Here is a 17,214-nt window from a genome sequence, read left to right on the forward strand (position 1 = left end):
CGAGGGCATTGCGTCATGATGCAGGAACGCACTCCTACCGCTACTCCGGTTTCCCGTCCCTTGCTTCCCTCCCGTTCGCTGGCGCGGCATCTGGTCATTCGCCTGATGCCGCCGATCCTGCTGCTGGTCCTCTTGGACTTGGCGGCCACCTGGGTCATCACGCACAAGATCGACATGTCGCTCTGGATGCTGGAAGATTTCTTCTGGCTGATGGTGGTGGGGCAGGTCGCGCTGATCGCGCTGTTCACGTGGGTGGTGGTGCAGGGCGTGCGCTCGGGGCTGCGCTCGGTCAATCATCTGTCCGAAGAGATCCGGCAACGCTCCATCGACGACATGCAGCCGCTGGAAGTGGCAGGCGTGCCGGTCGAAATCGAGCCCTTGGTCACGCACACCAATGATTTGCTGCTGCGCCTGGATGCCTCGCTGGCGGCGCAGCGCCGCTTCATCGGCCATGCCGCGCACCAGCTGCGCACGCCCTTGTCGGGCCTGCGCCTGGAGTCGGAGCTGATGCTGGCGCGCCCCTTGCCCGACGACGTGCGCGCGCGGGCTGAGCGCATCAAGGCGGTGAGCGACCGCATGATCCGTCTGGGGCAGCAGCTGCTGGTCCTGGCGCGGGCCGATCCCAACGCCCGGCCGCAGGACAGCTTCGTGCGCATCGACCTCTGCGAATGGGTGCGGGCGAACGGCGCCGAATGGTTTCCGCGGGTGCGCGAGGCGCACTACGAGCTGGATCTGGTGGCGCCGGACGCGCCCATCTGGATCGACGCCGACCCCTTGCTGCTGGCCGAACTGCTGGGCAACCTCATCGACAACGCGCTGCGCTACGGCAACAAGACCGGCCGCATCACGCTGATCGTCGGCGCCAATCCGCCTTCGCTGACCGTGGAGGACGATGGGCCGGGGATTTCCCCCGATGAACGCGAACGCGTGTTCGAGGCCTTCTACCGTTCTCCCACCGCGACCGCGGGCGGGTCGGGCCTGGGGCTGGCCATCGTGCGCGAAATCGCGCACGCGCACGGCGCCTGGTGGAAGCTCACCAGCCGTCCGGACTTTTCAGGAACACGGCTGTCCGTCGTGTTTCCCGGCCCTCGCAAGGGGGCCCAACTTACTCGTCAAGAACCTACATCATGAGCCAAGGTTCGGTCAGCGTTCCTTCATCGTCCAACGGGCAGGCACTCGGCGGGCACGCGCCATCGTCGCGGGCCGCCCTCATCATGGGGGCGCTGGGCGTGGTGTACGGCGACATCGGCACCAGCCCCCTGTATACCCTGCGCGCCTGTCTGACGGGCCTGAGCGTGCACACCGACCTGGAGCCTGCCCACCTGCTGGGCGTGCTGTCCATCCTGTTCTGGATGCTGATGGTGGTGGTGTCGTTCAAGTATGTGACGCTGGTGCTGCGCGCCGACAACCGTGGCGAGGGCGGCACGCTGGCCTTGCTGGAGCTGGCGGTGCGCGGGCGGGAAGGCAAGCTGCGCTGGGTGCTGATCGTGCTGGGCATTTTCGGCGCGGCGCTGTTCTATGGCGATAGCATGATCACGCCGGCCATTTCAGTGCTGTCGGCGCTGGAGGGGATAGGCATCGTGTCGCATCAGTTGGACGCCTGGGTCGTGCCGCTGTCGCTGGTGGTGCTGATCGCGCTGTTCGCGATCCAGTCGCACGGCACGGGGGCCATGGGCAAGCTGTTCGGTCCGGTGATGCTGTTGTGGTTCGGCACGCTGGCCGCGCTGGGCGGCTGGCAGATCTGGCAGACGCCGGAAGTGCTGCGGGCCTTGAATCCGATGTGGGGCCTGCGTTTCATCGTCGAGTTTCCGTGGATCAGTTTCGTGCTGCTGGGGGCGGTGGTGCTGGCCCTGACTGGCGCCGAAGCGTTGTATGCCGACATGGGCCACTTCGGCCGTCCGGCGATCCGCCGCGCCTGGTTCAGCATGGTGCTGCCGGCCCTGACGCTGTGCTATTTCGGCCAGGGCGCGCTGCTGTTGCGCGATCCGACCGCGATCCGTAATCCGTTCTTCATGATGGCGCCGGAATGGGGGCTGGCCCCGCTGGTGGCGCTGGCCACCATTGCGACCATCGTGGCGTCGCAGGCGGTGATTTCCGGCGCCTACTCGGTCACGCGCCAGGCGGTGCAGCTGGGTTTCTGGCCGCGCATGCAGATCCTGCACACCTCGGCCATCGAGAAGGGCCAGATCTATCTGCCGCAGGTCAATGCGCTGCTGCTGTGCGCGGTGCTGGTACTGGTGCTGCTGTTCCGCAATTCGGACAACCTGGCTGCCGCTTACGGGTTCGCGGTCACGGGAACGATGTTGACGACGTCGGTGCTGGCGTTCGCGGTGCTGCCGCGCGGTTCGACCGGCATCAAGCGCGTGCTGTGGCTGGTGGCGCTGGGCCTGTTGCTGCTGTTCGATGTGTTGCTGTTCTCGGCCAACGTGTTCAAGATCCACGAGGGCGGCTGGTTGCCGCTGCTGGTGGCGATCGTGGTGTTCACGCTGATGATGACATGGCGTCGCGGCCGCAGGCTGCTGTCGGAGATGCAGCAACGGGACCGCCAGCCGCTCAAGGAATTCATGGCGCAGCTCGAAGAGTATCCGCCGTCGCGGGTGCCGGGCACGGCCATCTTCATGACGATGAACTCGGGCAATGTGCCGCCGGCGCTGCTGCATAACCTGAAGCACAACAAGGTGCTGCACGACCATGTGCTGTTCCTGACGATTCTGGTGGCGGACGTGCCCTATGTCTCGCCCGAGGAGCGCTTCTCCGTGACCAAGCTGTCGGCGTCGAGCTGGCAGGCGACGATCAATTACGGCTTCAAGGAAGATCCGGACGTGCCGGAGGCGCTGCGGCTGGTGGCCGAGGCGTATCCGGAGATCGACCTGGAACCGATGCGGACTTCCTACTTCCTGTCGCGGCAGACCGTGGTGGCGGCGAAGAAGCCGGCGTTGTGGCGCTGGCGGCGGGCGGTGTTTTCGTTCATGGCGCGGAACTCTACGCGGAGTACGAAGTTCTTCAAGATTCCGGCTAATCGGGTGGTGGAGATGGGGATGCAGGTGGAGCTTTAGGCTCTTGCTTGTTTGTCTGGGGGGCGGTGTTCGGATTCTTATGACGCCTGTGGCGAGGGGGCCTGGGACGCGCGGGGCAACGATTGCGGCCCGGAGCCTTCGCTCCGGGCTTCCCCGTCGTCATCGTCGTCCTCGCCTTCGGCGACTCCTACCGATTCCCTCGGGCTTATCGACGCCCCGCGCGTCCCAGGCCCCCTCGCCACAGGCTGCGTCAGCTGAATTTGTCCGGTCGCTGGGGAGGGCGGTGTGCTTGGCGTTCTCGCCTAGGGGGGGGGATGGCGATGGATCTTGCGGAGCCCGCCCCCGGCCGGCCGCGCGGGCGGCCTTTGGGGGCTTACGCGGTGTCTTGCGGTAGGTGATGACGCTGCGCGCTGGTCGTGACTGTCTTTAGCGGACACGCTCTCGTCGAGGTTGGCGTCCGATTGCTGCGCTCCAAACAAAAAGCCCTTCGGCATGCCGAAGGGCTTTTTGGTTTTTGGCTTTGAAGAATTACTTCTTCTTGCCTTCGTCGCTCAGCTGCGGCAGCGAGCTGCCGGAGGAGGCGAGCAGGCCGGTCTTCACGTAGGTGAAGAGCTTGCCGCGGGTGTCGACGATGTCGAGGTTGCGCATGGTGAGCTGGCCGATGCGGTCCGCGGGCGTGAACGGGGCGTTTTCGACCTTTTCCATGGACAGGCGCTCGGGCGCGTAGGTCAGGTTGGGCGATTCGGTGTTCAGCAGCGAGTAGTCGTTGCCGCGGCGCAGTTCGATGGTGACTTCGCCGGTGACGGCGCGGGCGACCCAGCGTTGGGCGGCTTCGCGCAGCATGATGGCTTGCGGGTCGAACCAGCGGCCCTGGTACAGCAGGCGGCCCAGCTTGCGGCCGCTTTCGCGGTACTGCTCGATGGTGTCTTCGTTGTGGATGCCGGTGACCAGGCGCTCGTAGGCGATGAACAGCAGGGCCAGGCCCGGGGCTTCGTAGATGCCGCGGCTCTTGGCTTCGATGATGCGGTTTTCGATCTGATCGCTCATGCCCAGGCCGTGGCGGCCGCCGATGCGGTTGGCTTCGAGCATCAGCTCGACCGGGTCGCTGTATTCCACGCCGTTCAGGGCGACCGGATGGCCTTCCTCGAAGCGGACGGTGACTTCCTCGGCCTTGACGGCGACGTCGTCGCGCCAGAAGGCGACGCCCATGATGGGCTTGACGATGCGGATGCCGGAGTTCAGGTGCTCCAGGTCCTTGGCTTCATGGGTGGCGCCCAGCAGGTTGGAGTCGGTGGAGTAGGCCTTTTCAGCCGACATCTTGTAGTCGAAGCCGGCCTGGCGCATGTACTCGGACATTTCCGAACGGCCGCCGAGCTCGTCGATGAAGCGCTGGTCCAGCCAGGGCTTGTAGATCTTCAGGTCCGGATTGGTCAGCAGACCGTAGCGGTAGAAGCGCTCGATGTCGTTGCCCTTGAAGGTGCTGCCGTCGCCCCAGATGTTGACGTCGTCTTCCTTCATGGCCGCCACCAGCATCGTGCCGGTCACTGCGCGGCCGATGGGGGTGGTGTTGAAGTAGGTGATGCCGGCGGTCGAGATGTGGAACGCGCCCGATTGCAGGGCGGCGATGCCTTCGGCCACCATCTGCGCGCGGCAGTCGATCAGGCGGGCCTTTTCAGCGCCGTAGGCCATGGCCTTGCGCGGGATCTCGTCGTAGTCGGACTCGTCGGGCTGGCCCAGGTTCGCGGTGTAGGCGTAGGGGATGGCGCCGTTGTTGCGCATCCACAGGAGCGCTGCGCTGGTGTCGAGGCCGCCGGAGAAGGCGATGCCGACCTTCTGGCCGGTGGGAAGGTTCGGGAGGATAGTGGTCATTGTTTGAAGTGAGACGCCAACAGGACTTGGACAGCAGACTTTGACAGCTGCTAGCCGCCAAACAAGGGAAACGGACGCTATTTTAACTCTTTTGCCGCGGTCGGGCCGGCGGGGCGAACAGGGCCGGCAGCTCCAGCCGGCGGATCAGGAGCGCGGTGGCGGCAGCCAGCCGGGTGGCCGGGCGGTGGCGGGCGCTGGCCAGCACCAGATCATTGGTGATGGTCGGGTCGACGATGTCGCACAGCGACAGCTCATGCTCGGCGGCGGGGCCGCGCGCGGCCGAGCGCGGCAGGATGGCGTAGGCGTCGCCCTGGGCGGCCAGTTCGACGATGGTCTGGACCGCGTCGACCTCGACGGCGATGGTCAGGCGCACGCCCTGGGCGCGGCACACGCTTTCGACCAGGGTGCGGATGGCGTTGGGCAGGCTGGGCACCACCAGCGGGTAGTCGCCCAGTTGCGCCACGGCGATGCGCGGGGGCAGGGCGGGCCGGTGGCCGGCCGCGGCCACCAGAACCAGGTCTTCGCGGAACAGCGATTCGTAGGCCAGCTGGGGCGAGGGCGCGGGATCGTAGAGCAGGGCCAGGTCGACGCGGCCGGCCAGCAGCCATTCTCGCACCTGGGCGCTGAGGCCCTCGGCCACGGCGATGGAGGCCTCGGGGAAACTGCGGCGGAAGGCCTGGACCAGCGGCGGCGTGAGTACACGCGCGATGCGGGGCGGCAGACCCACCACGACCTTGCCGGTGGGCGTCTCGCGCAGGCTTTGCAGGTCTTCCTTGGCGCGTTCGGCCAGGGTCAGCAGGGCGCGGGCGTGCTCCAGGAAGCGCAACCCGGCTTCGGTGGGTTCGGCGCCGCGCCCGTTGCGGTAGAGCAGATGCTGGCCAAGCTCCAGTTCCAGCAGGCGGACCTGGCGGCTGAGCGTGGGCTGCGCCACGTCCAGCATTTCGGCCGCGCGCGAGAAGCTGCGCCGCTCCGCCACGCGCAGGAAGTATTCGATCTGCTTGAGGTCCATCGGATATTCGAAAAATCTATATCTGAAATCAAAGATATAGCATTGTTGGGCGGCGGGCAATCCGGGACCATGGCGTTTTCAACGCAGGAACCCGCCCGTGCCCGATTGCCGTCCTCCGCTAGCCGCGCCGTCCCGTCCCCGCCACGCCTTGCCGCCGGGCGCCTGCGATGCGCATTGCCACGTGTTCGGGCCGGCCGACGTGTTTCCGTACGCCGAGGGCCGCTCGTACACGCCGCCGGATGCGCCTTACCAGGCCATGGCGGCGCTGCACAACCGCCTGGGCGTGGAGCGCGCGGTGGTGGTGCAGGCCAATTGCCATGGCTCGGATCATCGCGCCCTGCTGGATGCGCTGGCCCAAAGCGGCGGCCGCTATCGCGGCGTCGCTCTGCTGGGAGCGGACGCGACCGAGGTCGGCGTCAAGCAACTGCATGAGGGCGGCGTGCGCGCCGCCCGTTTCAACTTCGTGCCGCATCTGGGCGGCGCGCCCGATCCGGCGGTCTTTGACCGCGTCGTGGCGCTGATCGCGCCGCTGGGCTGGCATCTGTGCCTGCACCTGGACGGCGCGATGCTGCCGGAGCTGCTGCCGCGCCTGGCCGCGCTGCCGCTGCCCTTCGTGGTCGACCACATGGGACGGCTGAAGGCGGGCGATGGCTTGGCGTCGCCGGCGATGCGGGCGTTGCTGGGCCTGGCGCAGGTGCCGCAGGCCTGGGTCAAGGTGTCGGGCATCGACCGCATCGCGTCGGGCAAGCGTCCGTACGCCGAAGGCCTGCCCTTTGTGCGCGCGCTGGCCGAGGCCCTGCCCGAACGCTGCCTGTGGGGTACGGACTGGCCGCATCCGAACGTGGCGGGCGACATGCCGGATGACGGCGAGCTGGTCGACCTGTTTTTCGAAGCTTGCCCCGATGCGGCCCTGCGCCAGCGCATCCTGGTGGACAACCCGGCGCGGCTGTACGGATTCGAGTAGGCGCGGCAAACGCCGCCGCCATCTGGCGGCGTGCGAACGACAAGAAAATTCCATTCAATCAGGAGACACCATGTTCAAGAAAATACTGTCCGCCGGCCTGCTGAGCCTGGCCGCCCTGGGATCCGCCCATGCCGATGGGCCGGTGCGCCTCATCATCGCCTTTCCGCCTGGCGGGCCGGTGGATCTGGTCGGCCGGGTTTTGGCCGAGCAATTGGGCAAGGAGCTCAAGCAGCAGGTCATCGTGGAGAACAAGGCCGGCGCCAACGGCAACATCGCCGCAGCCTACGTTGCCAAGGCGCCCGCTGACGGCTCGGTGCTGTTCCTGACCAGCGTGGGCGCGGTCGCGATCAGCCCGGCGCTGTACAAGGACTTGCCGTATGACCCCGTGCGCGATTTCGCGCCGGTGTCCAAGGTGGTCAACAACGCCACGGTGTTCGTGGTCAATCCGTCCAATCCGGCGGCCGACGCGGCTGACTTCGTCAAGAAGTCCCAGGCTGCCTCGCAGTCGGTGGCGATCGGCTCGTCGGGCATCGGCAGCATTCCCCACCTGACTCTGGAAATGTTCGCCGATTCCAGCAAGGCGAACGTGATGCACGTGCCTTACAAGGGCGCGGCGCCGGTCATCAATGACGTGATGGGCAACCAGGTGTCGGGCTTCTTCGGCGACGTGCCGGGCCTGATCGGCCATATCCAGGGCGGCAAGCTGAAGCCCCTGGGCATCGCCGCGCCTACCCGCCATCCGCTGCTGCCCGAGGTCAAGACCCTGGCCGAGCAGGGCATTGCCGGCGTGGAGTCCAACAATTGGTACGGCATCGTGGCGCCGGCCGCCACGCCGCCTGCCACGATCGACAAGCTCAACCAGGCCGTGCGCGCCGCGCTGAACACGGAGAGCGTGCGCGCCCGGCTGGAGAAGTTCGGGGCGCAGGCCGCGCCCGGCAGCCCGCAGGAACTGGCTGCCCTGATCGCATCCGACCGCGAGAAGTGGACCTCGCTGATCCAGCGCAAGAACATCCGTCCGGAGTGAAGATGAACGCATGCAGAGTAGGGCTGGTGACGCCGGGCAGCCGCCCGGAACTGGCCGCGATCGAGGCGCGGATATCGGCTGCGCGGGGGCGCATCTCGCCGCTGTACCAGGTGTTGCTGAACAGCCCGGCCGTGGTCCAGGGCTGGGAGGCCATGCTGACCGCGATCCGCCTGAACACGGCGGTGCCGCCGCGCCTGCGCGAACTGATCATCCTGCGCGTGGCGACCTTGAACAATGCGCCGTACGAGTTCGAGGCGCATGTGCCGCACGCGCTGGCCGCTGGCATGCCGCAGGCGCTGGTGGACGCATTGCGCGGCGGTCCAGCGCCGTCGGCGCTGCAGGGCCTGGAAGCCGGCGAGGCCGAAGTGCTGGCGCTGACGGACGCGATGACGCGCGACATCGAGGTGCCGGACGCCGTGTTCGCGCCGCTGCGCGCGCGCTACGATGACACGCAGCTGGTGGAACTGGCGGCGACCGTGGGCGCGTACAACATGGTGTCGCGCTTCCTGGTGGCCTTGCGCGTCGGACATTGAAGGAGACTGGAGTGCAGGAAACCGTATTGCTGGTATCGCTGGGCGAGCGCTTCGACACGCCGCGCGCACGTGAACTTGAACAGACCCTGACCCAAGGATTGGCAGGCTTGCGCGCCGCCGCTTATGCCGCCCTGGAAGAGGACGAAACCTACGTCTATCTGCGCGGATCGGCGGCGGCCTTGCCGGAAGCGCAGGCCCGCCTGGCCGAGAGCTTCCCGGGCGCGCGCAGCCGCGTGCTGCATCAGACGCTGGACCTGGCGGGCGCCTCGGCGGGGCAGGACGCGCCGTGGCATTACATCGTCGAGACCGACGTGTTGCCCGAGGCGGAAGCCGACCTGAACGCCTGGTACGACCAGGAGCATCTGCCGGGCCTGGCCTCGGTGCCCGGCACGGTGCGCGCCATGCGCTATGAATGCCGCGACGAGTCGCCGCGCTATCTGGCCTGCTATGACCTGCACACGCGCGAAACCTTCGGCAGCCCGCCCTGGCTGGCCGTGCGCGCCAGCGACTGGAGCAGCCGCGTGCGGCCATCCTTCCGCAATACGCGCCGGACCATGTTCAAACGGATTCTGTAATTGCGCGGCGTCCGCCGCATCGGATTTGAATTCGGGTTTGTCGTGCCCATGAAAAAAGCCTGCGCATCGCGAGATGCACAGGCTTTTCCATATGGGGGTGGTCTTACTTGATCTGGCCCAGCAGCAGGAACTCCATCAGCGCCTTCTGCACGTGCAGGCGGTTTTCGGCTTCGTCCCAGACCACGCTTTGCGGTCCGTCGATGACTTCGCCGGTGACTTCCTCGCCGCGATGGGCGGGCAGGCAGTGCATGAACACGGCCTGGGAATCGGCGGCGGCCATCATTTCGGCGTCCACGCACCAGTCGGCGAAAGCGGCGCGGCGCTCTTCGTTTTCGGCTTCATAGCCCATGCTGGTCCAGACGTCGGTGGTGACCAGGTGCGCGCCCTTGCAGGCTTCCATGGGGTCCTTGAACTGGCGCAGCACCGTGGCCGGCGGCGTGCCGATGCGCGAGGCTTCGAGTTCGTAGCCGGCCGGGGTCGACACGTGCAGCGTGAAGCCCAGCATTTCCGCGGCTTGCAGCCAGGTATAGGCCATGTTGTTGGCATCGCCCACCCAGGCCACCGTCTTGCCGGCGATGGGGCCGCGGTGCTCGATGTAGGTGAAGATGTCCGCCAGGATCTGGCAGGGGTGGAATTCGTTGGTCAGGCCGTTGATCACCGGCACGCGCGAGTGCGAGGCGAAGCGCTCGATGCGGGTCTGCTCGAACGTGCGGATCATGACGATGTCGACCATGCGCGAGATGACGCGCGCGGTGTCTTCGATGGGCTCGGAGCGGCCCAGCTGCGAATCGTTGGAGGTCAGGTTGATGACCGAACCGCCCATCTGGTACATGCCGGCCTCGAACGACACTCGGGTGCGCGTGCTGGCCTTTTCGAACACCATCGCCAGCGTGCGGTCATGCAGCGGCATGTGGGGTTCGTAGCGTTTGAACTTGTCCTTGATCAGGCGCGCGCGGTCCAGCACGTAGGCGATCTCGGCGGACGAGAAGTCCTTGAACTGCAGGAAGTGCCGCAGCGGGCCGTTTTGAGTCGTGGGAGGTGTCATGGTGATGTCGCAGGTCATGGGGCCCGGCCAGGCTCATGGCCCGGGCGGGACGTTGATTTTATGGTGTTTCGGCCAGGAATTCCTGGATGAGCGGAACCAGGATGGCGACGATGCGGTCGGCTTCGTCGCGGTTGAGGATCAGCGGCGGCAACATGCGGATCACGCGGTCGCGCGTGACGTTGATAAGCAGGCCGGCCTGCATGGCGCGCAGGGCCAGCACGCCGCAGGGGCGGGCCAGCTCGATGCCCAGCATCAGGCCGCGGCCGCGGATGTCGGTGACGCCCGCGACGCCGGTCAGCGCATCGGCCAGGGCGGTTTTCAGGTGATTGCCCACGTCGTGGGCGTTGGCGAGCAGGTTCTCGGATTCCAGCGCATCCAGCACGGCCAGCCCGGCCGCACAGACCAGCGGGCCGCCGCCGAACGTGGTGCCGTGGCTGCCGGGGGTTAACACGCCCGCGGCGGGGCCGGCGGCCAGCATGGCGCCGATGGGCACGCCGCCCGCCAGGCCCTTGGCCAGGGTCATGACGTCGGGCACGATGTCGGCCCACTGGTGGGCGAACCACTTGCCGGTGCGGCCGATGCCGGACTGGACTTCGTCGATCATGAGCAGCCAGCCGCGCTCGGTGCACAGCCGCCGCACTTCCTGCAGATAGGCGATGTCGGAGGGGCGGATGCCGCCTTCGCCCTGCAGCACTTCCAGCAGCACCGCAGCCACGCGCGGCTCGGCGTCGCCGGCGGCGCGCACCGCGTCCACGCTGTTGTAAGGCACCTGGATGAAGCCCGAGGGCAGGGGCTCGAAGCCCTTGCGCGCCTTTTCGCTGCCCGTGGCCGCCAGCGTGGCCAGCGTGCGGCCATGCCAGGACGAATCCATGGTGATGATGTGGGCGTGCTTGTTGCCGCGCTGGTAGGCGTAGTAGCGCGCCAGCTTGATCGCGGCTTCGTTGGCCTCGGAGCCGCTGTTGTTGAACGCGACTTCCCGCATGCCGGACAGCTGCGTCAGGCGAGCGGCCAGCGCGGTCTGCTGCGGCACTTCGTAGATGTTCGAGGTATGGATGACGCGGGCGGCCTGCTCGCTGATGACGGCCACCAGTTTCGGATGGGCGTGGCCCAGGCAGGACACCCCGATGCCGGCCAGCGCGTCCAGGTACTTGCGGCCTTCGGCGTCCCACAGCCAGACGCCCTGGCCGTGCGTGAACGATACCGGCAGCCGGGCGTAGATATTGGCCAGAGGCGAAGTCATCGAGGATCCTCCTGTGGATGAAGCGGATTGCGCCGGGACTCAGCCGGAGTTCCCGAGGGATGCCGCCGGGGTTGGCAGTCCGGACAGCTCGTTTTCCCAGGCGAATCGCTTTTTGAAAGAGGGCAAAGGATCAATCATATACAATTCGCGGCGCAGGGCGCATGTTTGATCACGCCGAAGATCCGGCTTTCGTGAAGGGCGCGCTGTAGTGAAGAACTCATGGCAACTCGCGTCAGACAATTCGTAATTCATGGCGTTACCGAAAGCGGTAGCCGCTTTCGCCCCAGCGATTGGGCGGAACGGCTCGCCGGCGTAATGGCACAATTCCGGCCCGCCGGCTGTGCCGGTAACCACCTCACCTATTCGCCCTATGTGCTGCCCGTCGTGATCGACGGCGTGCGCGGGATCGTGGTCGATCTGCGTTTGCGCGATCTGGAACCGCTGGCGTACAAGTTCGTGGTGGATTTCGCTCGCGACAACAACCTCAAGACGGAAGAGCGCGAAATCTAGGCTCTCCAACCAAAAAAGCGCCCTCACCGGGCGCTTTTTCGTTGGGGGCTTCGTGCGCCCCTACGTGCCGTAGCGGTCCAGGATCTTGCGGATATCGCGCACGCCCTGGCCGTCCGCGGTCAGCAGCGCGCGCGCGGTCACCGATTCCAGGTGATGCTCCAGCAGGTGCAGCACGTGCTTCTCGTCGCGCGCGCGCAGGCCCGCCACGATCTCCATGTGTTCGCTGACGGCGCATTCGCTCGAATGCGGCCGGCCATAGAGGGCCAGGATCAGCGAGCAGCGCGACACGATCTCGTTCACGTAGCGCGCATACACCGCATTGCCCGACAGCTCCGCCATCAGGATATGGAATTCGCCTGACAGCCGGATGGATTCGTTGGTGCTGTTGCGCTTGCGGGCTTCCTCTTCCTGCGCCACGTGCTGTTCCAGCCTGGTCAGTCCGGCTTCGGTGATGTGCTGCAGCAGCCGGCGCGTGACGTCGCGCTCCAGGCAGCGGCGCGCCTCGAAGATGTCGTGCGCCTCTTCCAGGCTGGGGCGGGCCACCGCGGCGCCGCGGTTCGGCCGCAAATCCACCAGCCCTTCGCTGAACAAGCGTGTCAGCACGCTGCGGACGATGGTCCGGCTGACGCCAAAACGCTCGCCGATGATGTCCTCGGGCAGCTTGTCGCCGGGCAGCAGGGCCTGCTCGATGATGGCTCTGCGCAAATTTTTGTATACGATTTCGTTGCGACTGATGTCTTTCTTGGCGGGCTCGTCGGCCGGCGGCGCGAGGGACTTCATCTTCTTGTTGGCTCCTATGCCTGCGCGCTTTTCAGGGTGTTGGAATGGTCCGGCAGGCGCTGCCGGCGCGCGTTTTTCTCTGTGCTGGGAAGCATACTACACCCGGGCCTAAGGGTTAGCGATAGCTTGCCGCCGAGATTCTGCGGAGTACATTGGCGACATAAATCGTATACAAGTTTTTATACAAAACAAACGTGATTGTTCTTTAATGATCATCTTGTTTGTATACAAGTTCACAAAGGCTGATCCATGTCCGCTGTACCCCAGGCCGTCGCACCCGAGCTGTCCCTTTCCTCGCCTTACCGCCTGCTGGTGGTCAACGGCAACACCACCTCCGAGCTGACGGCCAGCCTGGCCAGCCAGGCCGAGGCCTTTTACGGGGACAGGGTCCGCATCCATGCGGTCACCGCCGGGTTCGGCCCCGCCTACATCGCCAGCCGCGCGGAGGCGGCTGTTGCCGCCCACGCCGTGCTGGACATCGTGGAGCGGGCGGCGGGCGAGGGGCCGGACGGCGGATTCGACGCCTGCCTGCTGGCCTGCTTTGGCGAACCCGGCATCGGCGCCGTGCGCGAACGCCTGGACGTACCCGTGGTGGGCATGGCCGAGGCCTCCATCCTGAGCGCCCTGCAGCGCGGCGACCGCTACGCCATCGTGACGGTGGGACAGCGCTGGCCCGGCATGCTGCGCGAGCAGATCCGGCAGCTGGGACTGGAGTCCCGCTGCGCCGGCATCCTGGCCCTGCCGGGCAATGCCCTGGACTACGTGTCGCGTTCGGCCGAGTCGGCCTTGCAGGTCAGCCGGGCGCTGGACGCCGCGGTGGCGCAGGGCGCGGACGTGGTGATCGTGGCGGGCGCGGCGCTGGCCGGCTACCTGCCCAGCCTGCCGCGCCTGCCGGCCGTGCCCATCATCGATTCCTACCGCGCCGCCCTGGCCCAGGTGCTGGCGCTGGCGTCCCTGGAGCGCGCGCAGCGGCTGTCGCTCGTCCGCCCGGGCGCGCATTCCTAGCCATTTCGTCTTACCCACCGCGCCGGGCTCGACCCCGGCGAGTTCAGACCGATACACAAGGGAGAGTTGCAGCCATGAAGACTTTGCTCAAGTGGACCGCGGGCGCCGTGATCGCGCTGTCGGCCATCACGGGGGCCAACGCCGCCAACACGCTGAAGTGGGGCGCGGCCCGGGACCTGGATTCGCTGGATCCGTATTCCTACGGCAGCACCTTCAACCTGGCGTTCCTGAACCATGTGTACGAAGCGCTGATCCGCTATGACGACAAGTTCAACATCACGCCCGCGCTGGCGGAGTCCTGGGAGACGCCGTCGCCCACGGTGCTGCGCTTTCATTTGCGCAAAGGGGTGAAGTTCCACAATGGCGCGCCGTTCTCGGCGGACGACGTGGTGGCGTCGATGACGCGGGTCTCGGACGAAGCTTCTCCCCTGAAGGGCAATCTGCCGGCCTTCAAGGCGGTGCGCAAGGTCGATGACTACACGGTCGACATCGAAATGACGCATCCGTATCCGTTGATGCTCAACGACCTGACCAACATCTTCATCTTCAACCGCCAGTGGCTGGTGGACAACAACAGCCTGAAGCCGACGGACGCCGCCAAGAAGATCGAAGGCTATGCCACGCATAACGCCAACGGCACCGGCCCCTTCAAGGTGGAGTCGTACCGTCCGGATACGCGCACCGTGCTGGTGGTCAACCCCGGCTGGTGGGACAAGCCGCGCCACAACCTGGACCGCATCGAATTCACGCCCATCGCTTCCGCGCCCACGCGGGTGGCGGCGTTGCTGTCGGGCGATATCAATTTCACCGAGAACGCGCCGCTGCAGGACCTGGACCGGCTGCGCGCGGCGTCCAACGTCAAGGTGCTGGCCTCGACCGAGCTGCGCACGCTCTATTTCGGTTTCAACCTGGGCGACAAGCTGGTCGGCTCCAACATCACCGACAAGAATCCGCTGAAGGATCTGAAGGTGCGCCAGGCGCTGTACATGGCGCTGTCGCCGGAGCTGATCCAGAAGCGCGTGATGCGCGGCCTGTCGCGCACCACGGGCGCGCTGGTGGCGCCGTCCATCCCGGGCTACGAGACCAAGCAGGAAGAGCGCCTGCCGTTCGACGCCGCGCGCGCCAAGAAGCTGCTGGCCGAGGCAGGCTATCCGGATGGCTTCACGGTGTCGCTGCTCTGCTCGAACGACATGTTCGTCAACGAGGAGGAAATCTGCCAGGCCGCCGCCTCCATGTGGGCGCGCATCGGCGTGAAGGCCTCGCTGGCCAGCGGTCCGCGTTCGCTGCAGAACCCCAAGCGTTCGCGCGGCGAGTTCGACATCACCATCCACGGCTGGGCCAACGAGCCGCAGATCGACGCGCTGTCCATCCTGCTGCAGGTGATGCACAGCCGCAGCGGCCCGGCTGGGGTCTTCAACTGGGGCCAATGGGGTGATCCGGCGCTGGACGCCAGGATCGACGCCGCCGCGGCTGAAATGGACCGTCCCAAGCGGGTGCAGATGATGGCCGACGTGCTGCAGACGCTGCATGACGACGTGCGCTTCCTGCCGCTGCATCAGCAGCCGATGGCCTGGGCCGTGGGCAAGAACGTGGGCGAGGTGCTGCAGATGCCGGACAACAAGGCGCGCCTGTGGACCGTACGCATGCAGTGACGCCGCGGACCGCCGCCTGCCGGCGGTCCTGCGTATGACTAGGGTCTGAAGGGGAGCCGCACATGCTGGCATTCATAGTGAGACGGGTCTTCAACGCGGTCGGCGTCATGCTGGCGGTGGCGCTGATGGCCTTCGTGATTTTCCGGTTCGTCGGCGACCCCGTCGACATGATGCTCAACGAGCAGGCCTCGCAAACGCAGCGCGATGAACTGCGCGAACGCCTGGGGCTGAACGCGTCGGTGGGCATGCAGTTCGTGCACTTCGTGACCAACGCGGCGCAGGGCGAGTTCGGCATTTCCTACCGCAACCAGCAGGACGTGTTCGCGCTGGTGGCCGAACGCTTTCCGGCCACGTTTGAACTGGTGCTGATGGCGACGCTGCTGTCGCTGGTCATCGGCGTGCCGCTGGGCGTGCTGACCGCCATCTACCGCAAGTCGCGCCTGGCGCAGGCGCTGCAGTTCGTGTCCATCCTGGGCATATCGCTGCCCAGCTTCGTGGTCGGGATCATGCTGATCCTGATCTTTTCGGTGCAGCTGGGCTGGCTGCCGGGCTTCGGGCGCGGCGACACGGTGAAGATCGGCTGGTGGACCACCGGCCTGCTCACGCCCTCGGGCCGCGCCGCGCTGGTGCTGCCGTCCATCACGCTGGCGCTGTTCCAGATCACGCTCATCATGCGCCTGGTGCGGGCCGAAATGCTGGAGACGTTGCGCACCGAGTTCATCAAGTTCGCCCGCGCGCGCGGCCTGCCGGATCGCATCGTGCATTTCCGGCTGGCCCTGCGCAACTGCCTGATGCCGGTGATTACCGTGACCGGCATGCAGATCGGCAACCTGATCGCCTTCGCGCTGATTACTGAAACGGTCTTCCAGTGGCCCGGCATGGGGCTGCTGTTCATCCAATCGGTCATGTTCGTGGACATCCCCGTCATGGCCGCTTATCTGGTGATCGTGTCCTTCATCTTCGTGGCGCTGAACACGCTGGTGGACATGATGTACGGCGTGGTCGACCCGCGCCTGCGCAGCCAGCACGTCAAGGGAGGCGCCAATGCTCACTAAGCCATTTTCCGCAACGGGGCAGGGCCGGCTTGCCCGCTTCCTGCGCAGCGATCTCTGGTGGAACCTGAGGCAGGACTACGTAGCCATGGGCGCGGGCATCGTGCTGCTGGCGGTGGTGCTGCTGGCCGTATTCGCGCCCTGGATCGCGCCGCAGAACCCGTACGACCTGGCGCAGCTGGACCTGTTGAACGCGGAGCTGCCGCCCGTCTGGGAGGCAGGCTCGGATCCGCAGTTCCTGTTGGGCACGGACACGCAGGGCCGCGACGTCTGGTCCGCCATCCTGTACGGCTCGCGCATGTCGCTGGTGATCGGGCTGGCCACGGTGGTGCTGTCGCTGGCCATTGGCCTGCTGGTGGGGCTGGCGGCGGGCTATTTCGGCGGCTGGGTCGACAACGCGCTGATGCGCCTGGGCGATACGTTGCTGAGCATCCCGACGATCCTGGTCGCGATCCTGGTGACGGCGGTGTTCCGCCAGCTGTTGCCGCCCGGCATGCGCGAAACCCTGTCGGCCGTGATCCTGATCCTGGCCATCTCCATGACCAACTGGGTGCAGTACGCCCGCACGGTGCGGGCTTCGGCCCTGGTGGAGCGCGGCAAGGAGTACGTGCAGGCGGCGCGCCTGATCCGCGTGAGTTCGCTGCGCATCATGCTGACCCACATCCTGCCCAACACGCTGACGCCGGTCATGGTGACGGCCACCCTGAACCTGGGCCTGGCGATCCTGATCGAGGCTACGCTCAGCTTCCTGGGCGTGGGCATGCCGCCCACCGAACCGTCGCTGGGCACGCTGATCCGCCTGGGCAACCAGTTCCTGTTCTCGGGGCAGTGGTGGGTGGTGGTGTTTCCCGCGCTGTACCTGAGCCTGATCGTGCTGGTGGTGAACCTGCTGGGCGACTGGCTGCGCGACGCCCTGAACCCCCGCCTGCGCTGAACGCA

16 protein-coding genes are annotated in these 17,214 nt (G+C 66.5%); 11 read left to right on the forward strand and 5 right to left on the reverse strand.

Annotated features, from left to right (window positions below):
• Positions 1-15: 15 nt before the first annotated feature.
• Together ACZ5YA_RS32690 and ACZ5YA_RS32695 are read left to right on the forward strand one after the other, a co-directional pair.
• Positions 16-1,131, forward strand: a complete 1,116-nt coding sequence (locus tag ACZ5YA_RS32690; RefSeq protein WP_223283347.1) for a sensor histidine kinase — start codon at positions 16-18, stop codon at positions 1,129-1,131.
• Positions 1,128-3,056: a potassium transporter Kup gene (locus ACZ5YA_RS32695; RefSeq protein ID WP_118932223.1), complete on the forward strand. Its 1,929-nt coding sequence runs from the start codon at positions 1,128-1,130 to the stop codon at positions 3,054-3,056. The genes ACZ5YA_RS32690 and ACZ5YA_RS32695 overlap by 4 nt, the downstream gene beginning before the upstream one ends.
• A 489-nt stretch (positions 3,057-3,545) precedes the next feature.
• Here the strand turns inward: ACZ5YA_RS32695 and argG are convergent, their stop codons facing one another.
• Complete coding sequence (gene argG / locus ACZ5YA_RS32700; protein WP_013392627.1) at positions 3,546-4,886, reverse strand: argininosuccinate synthase; 1,341 nt, start codon at positions 4,884-4,886, stop codon at positions 3,546-3,548.
• A gap of 82 nt (positions 4,887-4,968) precedes the next feature.
• Entirely contained in the window at positions 4,969-5,895 is a 927-nt protein-coding gene (locus ACZ5YA_RS32705) for a LysR family transcriptional regulator (RefSeq protein WP_118932224.1), read from the reverse strand.
• 97 nt (positions 5,896-5,992) lie between these two features.
• Between ACZ5YA_RS32705 and ACZ5YA_RS32710 the strand changes: the two genes are divergently transcribed.
• The 4 genes from ACZ5YA_RS32710 to ACZ5YA_RS32725 all read left to right on the forward strand — a co-directional run bounded on the left by ACZ5YA_RS32710 (position 5,993) and on the right by ACZ5YA_RS32725 (position 8,991).
• On the forward strand, positions 5,993-6,859 hold the full coding sequence (locus ACZ5YA_RS32710) for an amidohydrolase family protein (RefSeq protein WP_464091752.1): 867 nt from the start codon (positions 5,993-5,995) through the stop codon (positions 6,857-6,859).
• A 70-nt stretch (positions 6,860-6,929) separates the two neighbouring features.
• Positions 6,930-7,883 carry a Bug family tripartite tricarboxylate transporter substrate binding protein gene (locus ACZ5YA_RS32715; protein ID WP_059380453.1) on the forward strand — a complete coding sequence of 318 codons (954 nt, stop codon included), beginning with the start codon at positions 6,930-6,932 and terminating at the stop codon, positions 7,881-7,883.
• A gap of 2 nt (positions 7,884-7,885) precedes the next feature.
• A complete protein-coding gene (locus tag ACZ5YA_RS32720; RefSeq protein WP_251877129.1) occupies positions 7,886-8,416 on the forward strand; it encodes a carboxymuconolactone decarboxylase family protein in 531 nt (176 codons plus the stop codon).
• A gap of 11 nt (positions 8,417-8,427) precedes the next feature.
• On the forward strand, positions 8,428-8,991 hold the full coding sequence (locus tag ACZ5YA_RS32725) for a DUF4286 family protein (protein WP_059380451.1): 564 nt from the start codon (positions 8,428-8,430) through the stop codon (positions 8,989-8,991).
• Positions 8,992-9,094: 103 nt separating this feature from the next.
• On the opposite strand, the gene argF is transcribed toward ACZ5YA_RS32725, so the two are convergent.
• Together argF and ACZ5YA_RS32735 are read right to left on the reverse strand one after the other, a co-directional pair.
• Complete coding sequence (gene argF, locus ACZ5YA_RS32730) at positions 9,095-10,036, reverse strand: ornithine carbamoyltransferase (RefSeq protein WP_059380465.1); 942 nt, start codon at positions 10,034-10,036, stop codon at positions 9,095-9,097.
• A gap of 58 nt (positions 10,037-10,094) precedes the next feature.
• Positions 10,095-11,276, reverse strand: a complete 1,182-nt coding sequence (locus ACZ5YA_RS32735; protein ID WP_464091753.1) for an acetylornithine transaminase — start codon at positions 11,274-11,276, stop codon at positions 10,095-10,097.
• Positions 11,277-11,495: 219 nt separating this feature from the next.
• Here ACZ5YA_RS32735 and ACZ5YA_RS32740 point away from each other — a divergent pair, with 219 nt between their 5' ends.
• On the forward strand, positions 11,496-11,786 hold the full coding sequence (locus tag ACZ5YA_RS32740; protein WP_013392635.1) for a DUF3579 domain-containing protein: 291 nt from the start codon (positions 11,496-11,498) through the stop codon (positions 11,784-11,786).
• Positions 11,787-11,846: 60 nt separating this feature from the next.
• Here the strand turns inward: ACZ5YA_RS32740 and ACZ5YA_RS32745 are convergent, their stop codons facing one another.
• Entirely contained in the window at positions 11,847-12,566 is a 720-nt protein-coding gene (locus ACZ5YA_RS32745) for a GntR family transcriptional regulator (RefSeq protein ID WP_059380449.1), read from the reverse strand.
• 249 nt (positions 12,567-12,815) lie between these two features.
• Here ACZ5YA_RS32745 and ACZ5YA_RS32750 point away from each other — a divergent pair, with 249 nt between their 5' ends.
• The 4 genes from ACZ5YA_RS32750 (at position 12,816) to ACZ5YA_RS32765 (ending at position 17,209) form a co-directional block, all read left to right on the forward strand.
• Entirely contained in the window at positions 12,816-13,571 is a 756-nt protein-coding gene (locus ACZ5YA_RS32750; protein ID WP_251877125.1) for an aspartate/glutamate racemase family protein, read from the forward strand.
• A 74-nt stretch (positions 13,572-13,645) separates the two neighbouring features.
• Positions 13,646-15,223 (forward strand): ABC transporter substrate-binding protein, encoded by a 1,578-nt coding sequence (locus tag ACZ5YA_RS32755; protein ID WP_118932229.1) that lies wholly within the window; start codon positions 13,646-13,648, stop codon positions 15,221-15,223.
• Between the two features lie 62 nt (positions 15,224-15,285).
• Positions 15,286-16,278, forward strand: coding sequence for an ABC transporter permease (locus tag ACZ5YA_RS32760; protein ID WP_054451141.1), 993 nt, complete (start codon positions 15,286-15,288; stop codon positions 16,276-16,278).
• Positions 16,268-17,209, forward strand: coding sequence for an ABC transporter permease (locus tag ACZ5YA_RS32765; protein ID WP_059380446.1), 942 nt, complete (start codon positions 16,268-16,270; stop codon positions 17,207-17,209). The genes ACZ5YA_RS32760 and ACZ5YA_RS32765 overlap by 11 nt, the downstream gene beginning before the upstream one ends.
• Positions 17,210-17,214: the final 5 nt, after the last annotated feature.

The sequence above is a fragment of the Achromobacter sp. JCM 18799 genome (assembly GCF_055395645.1).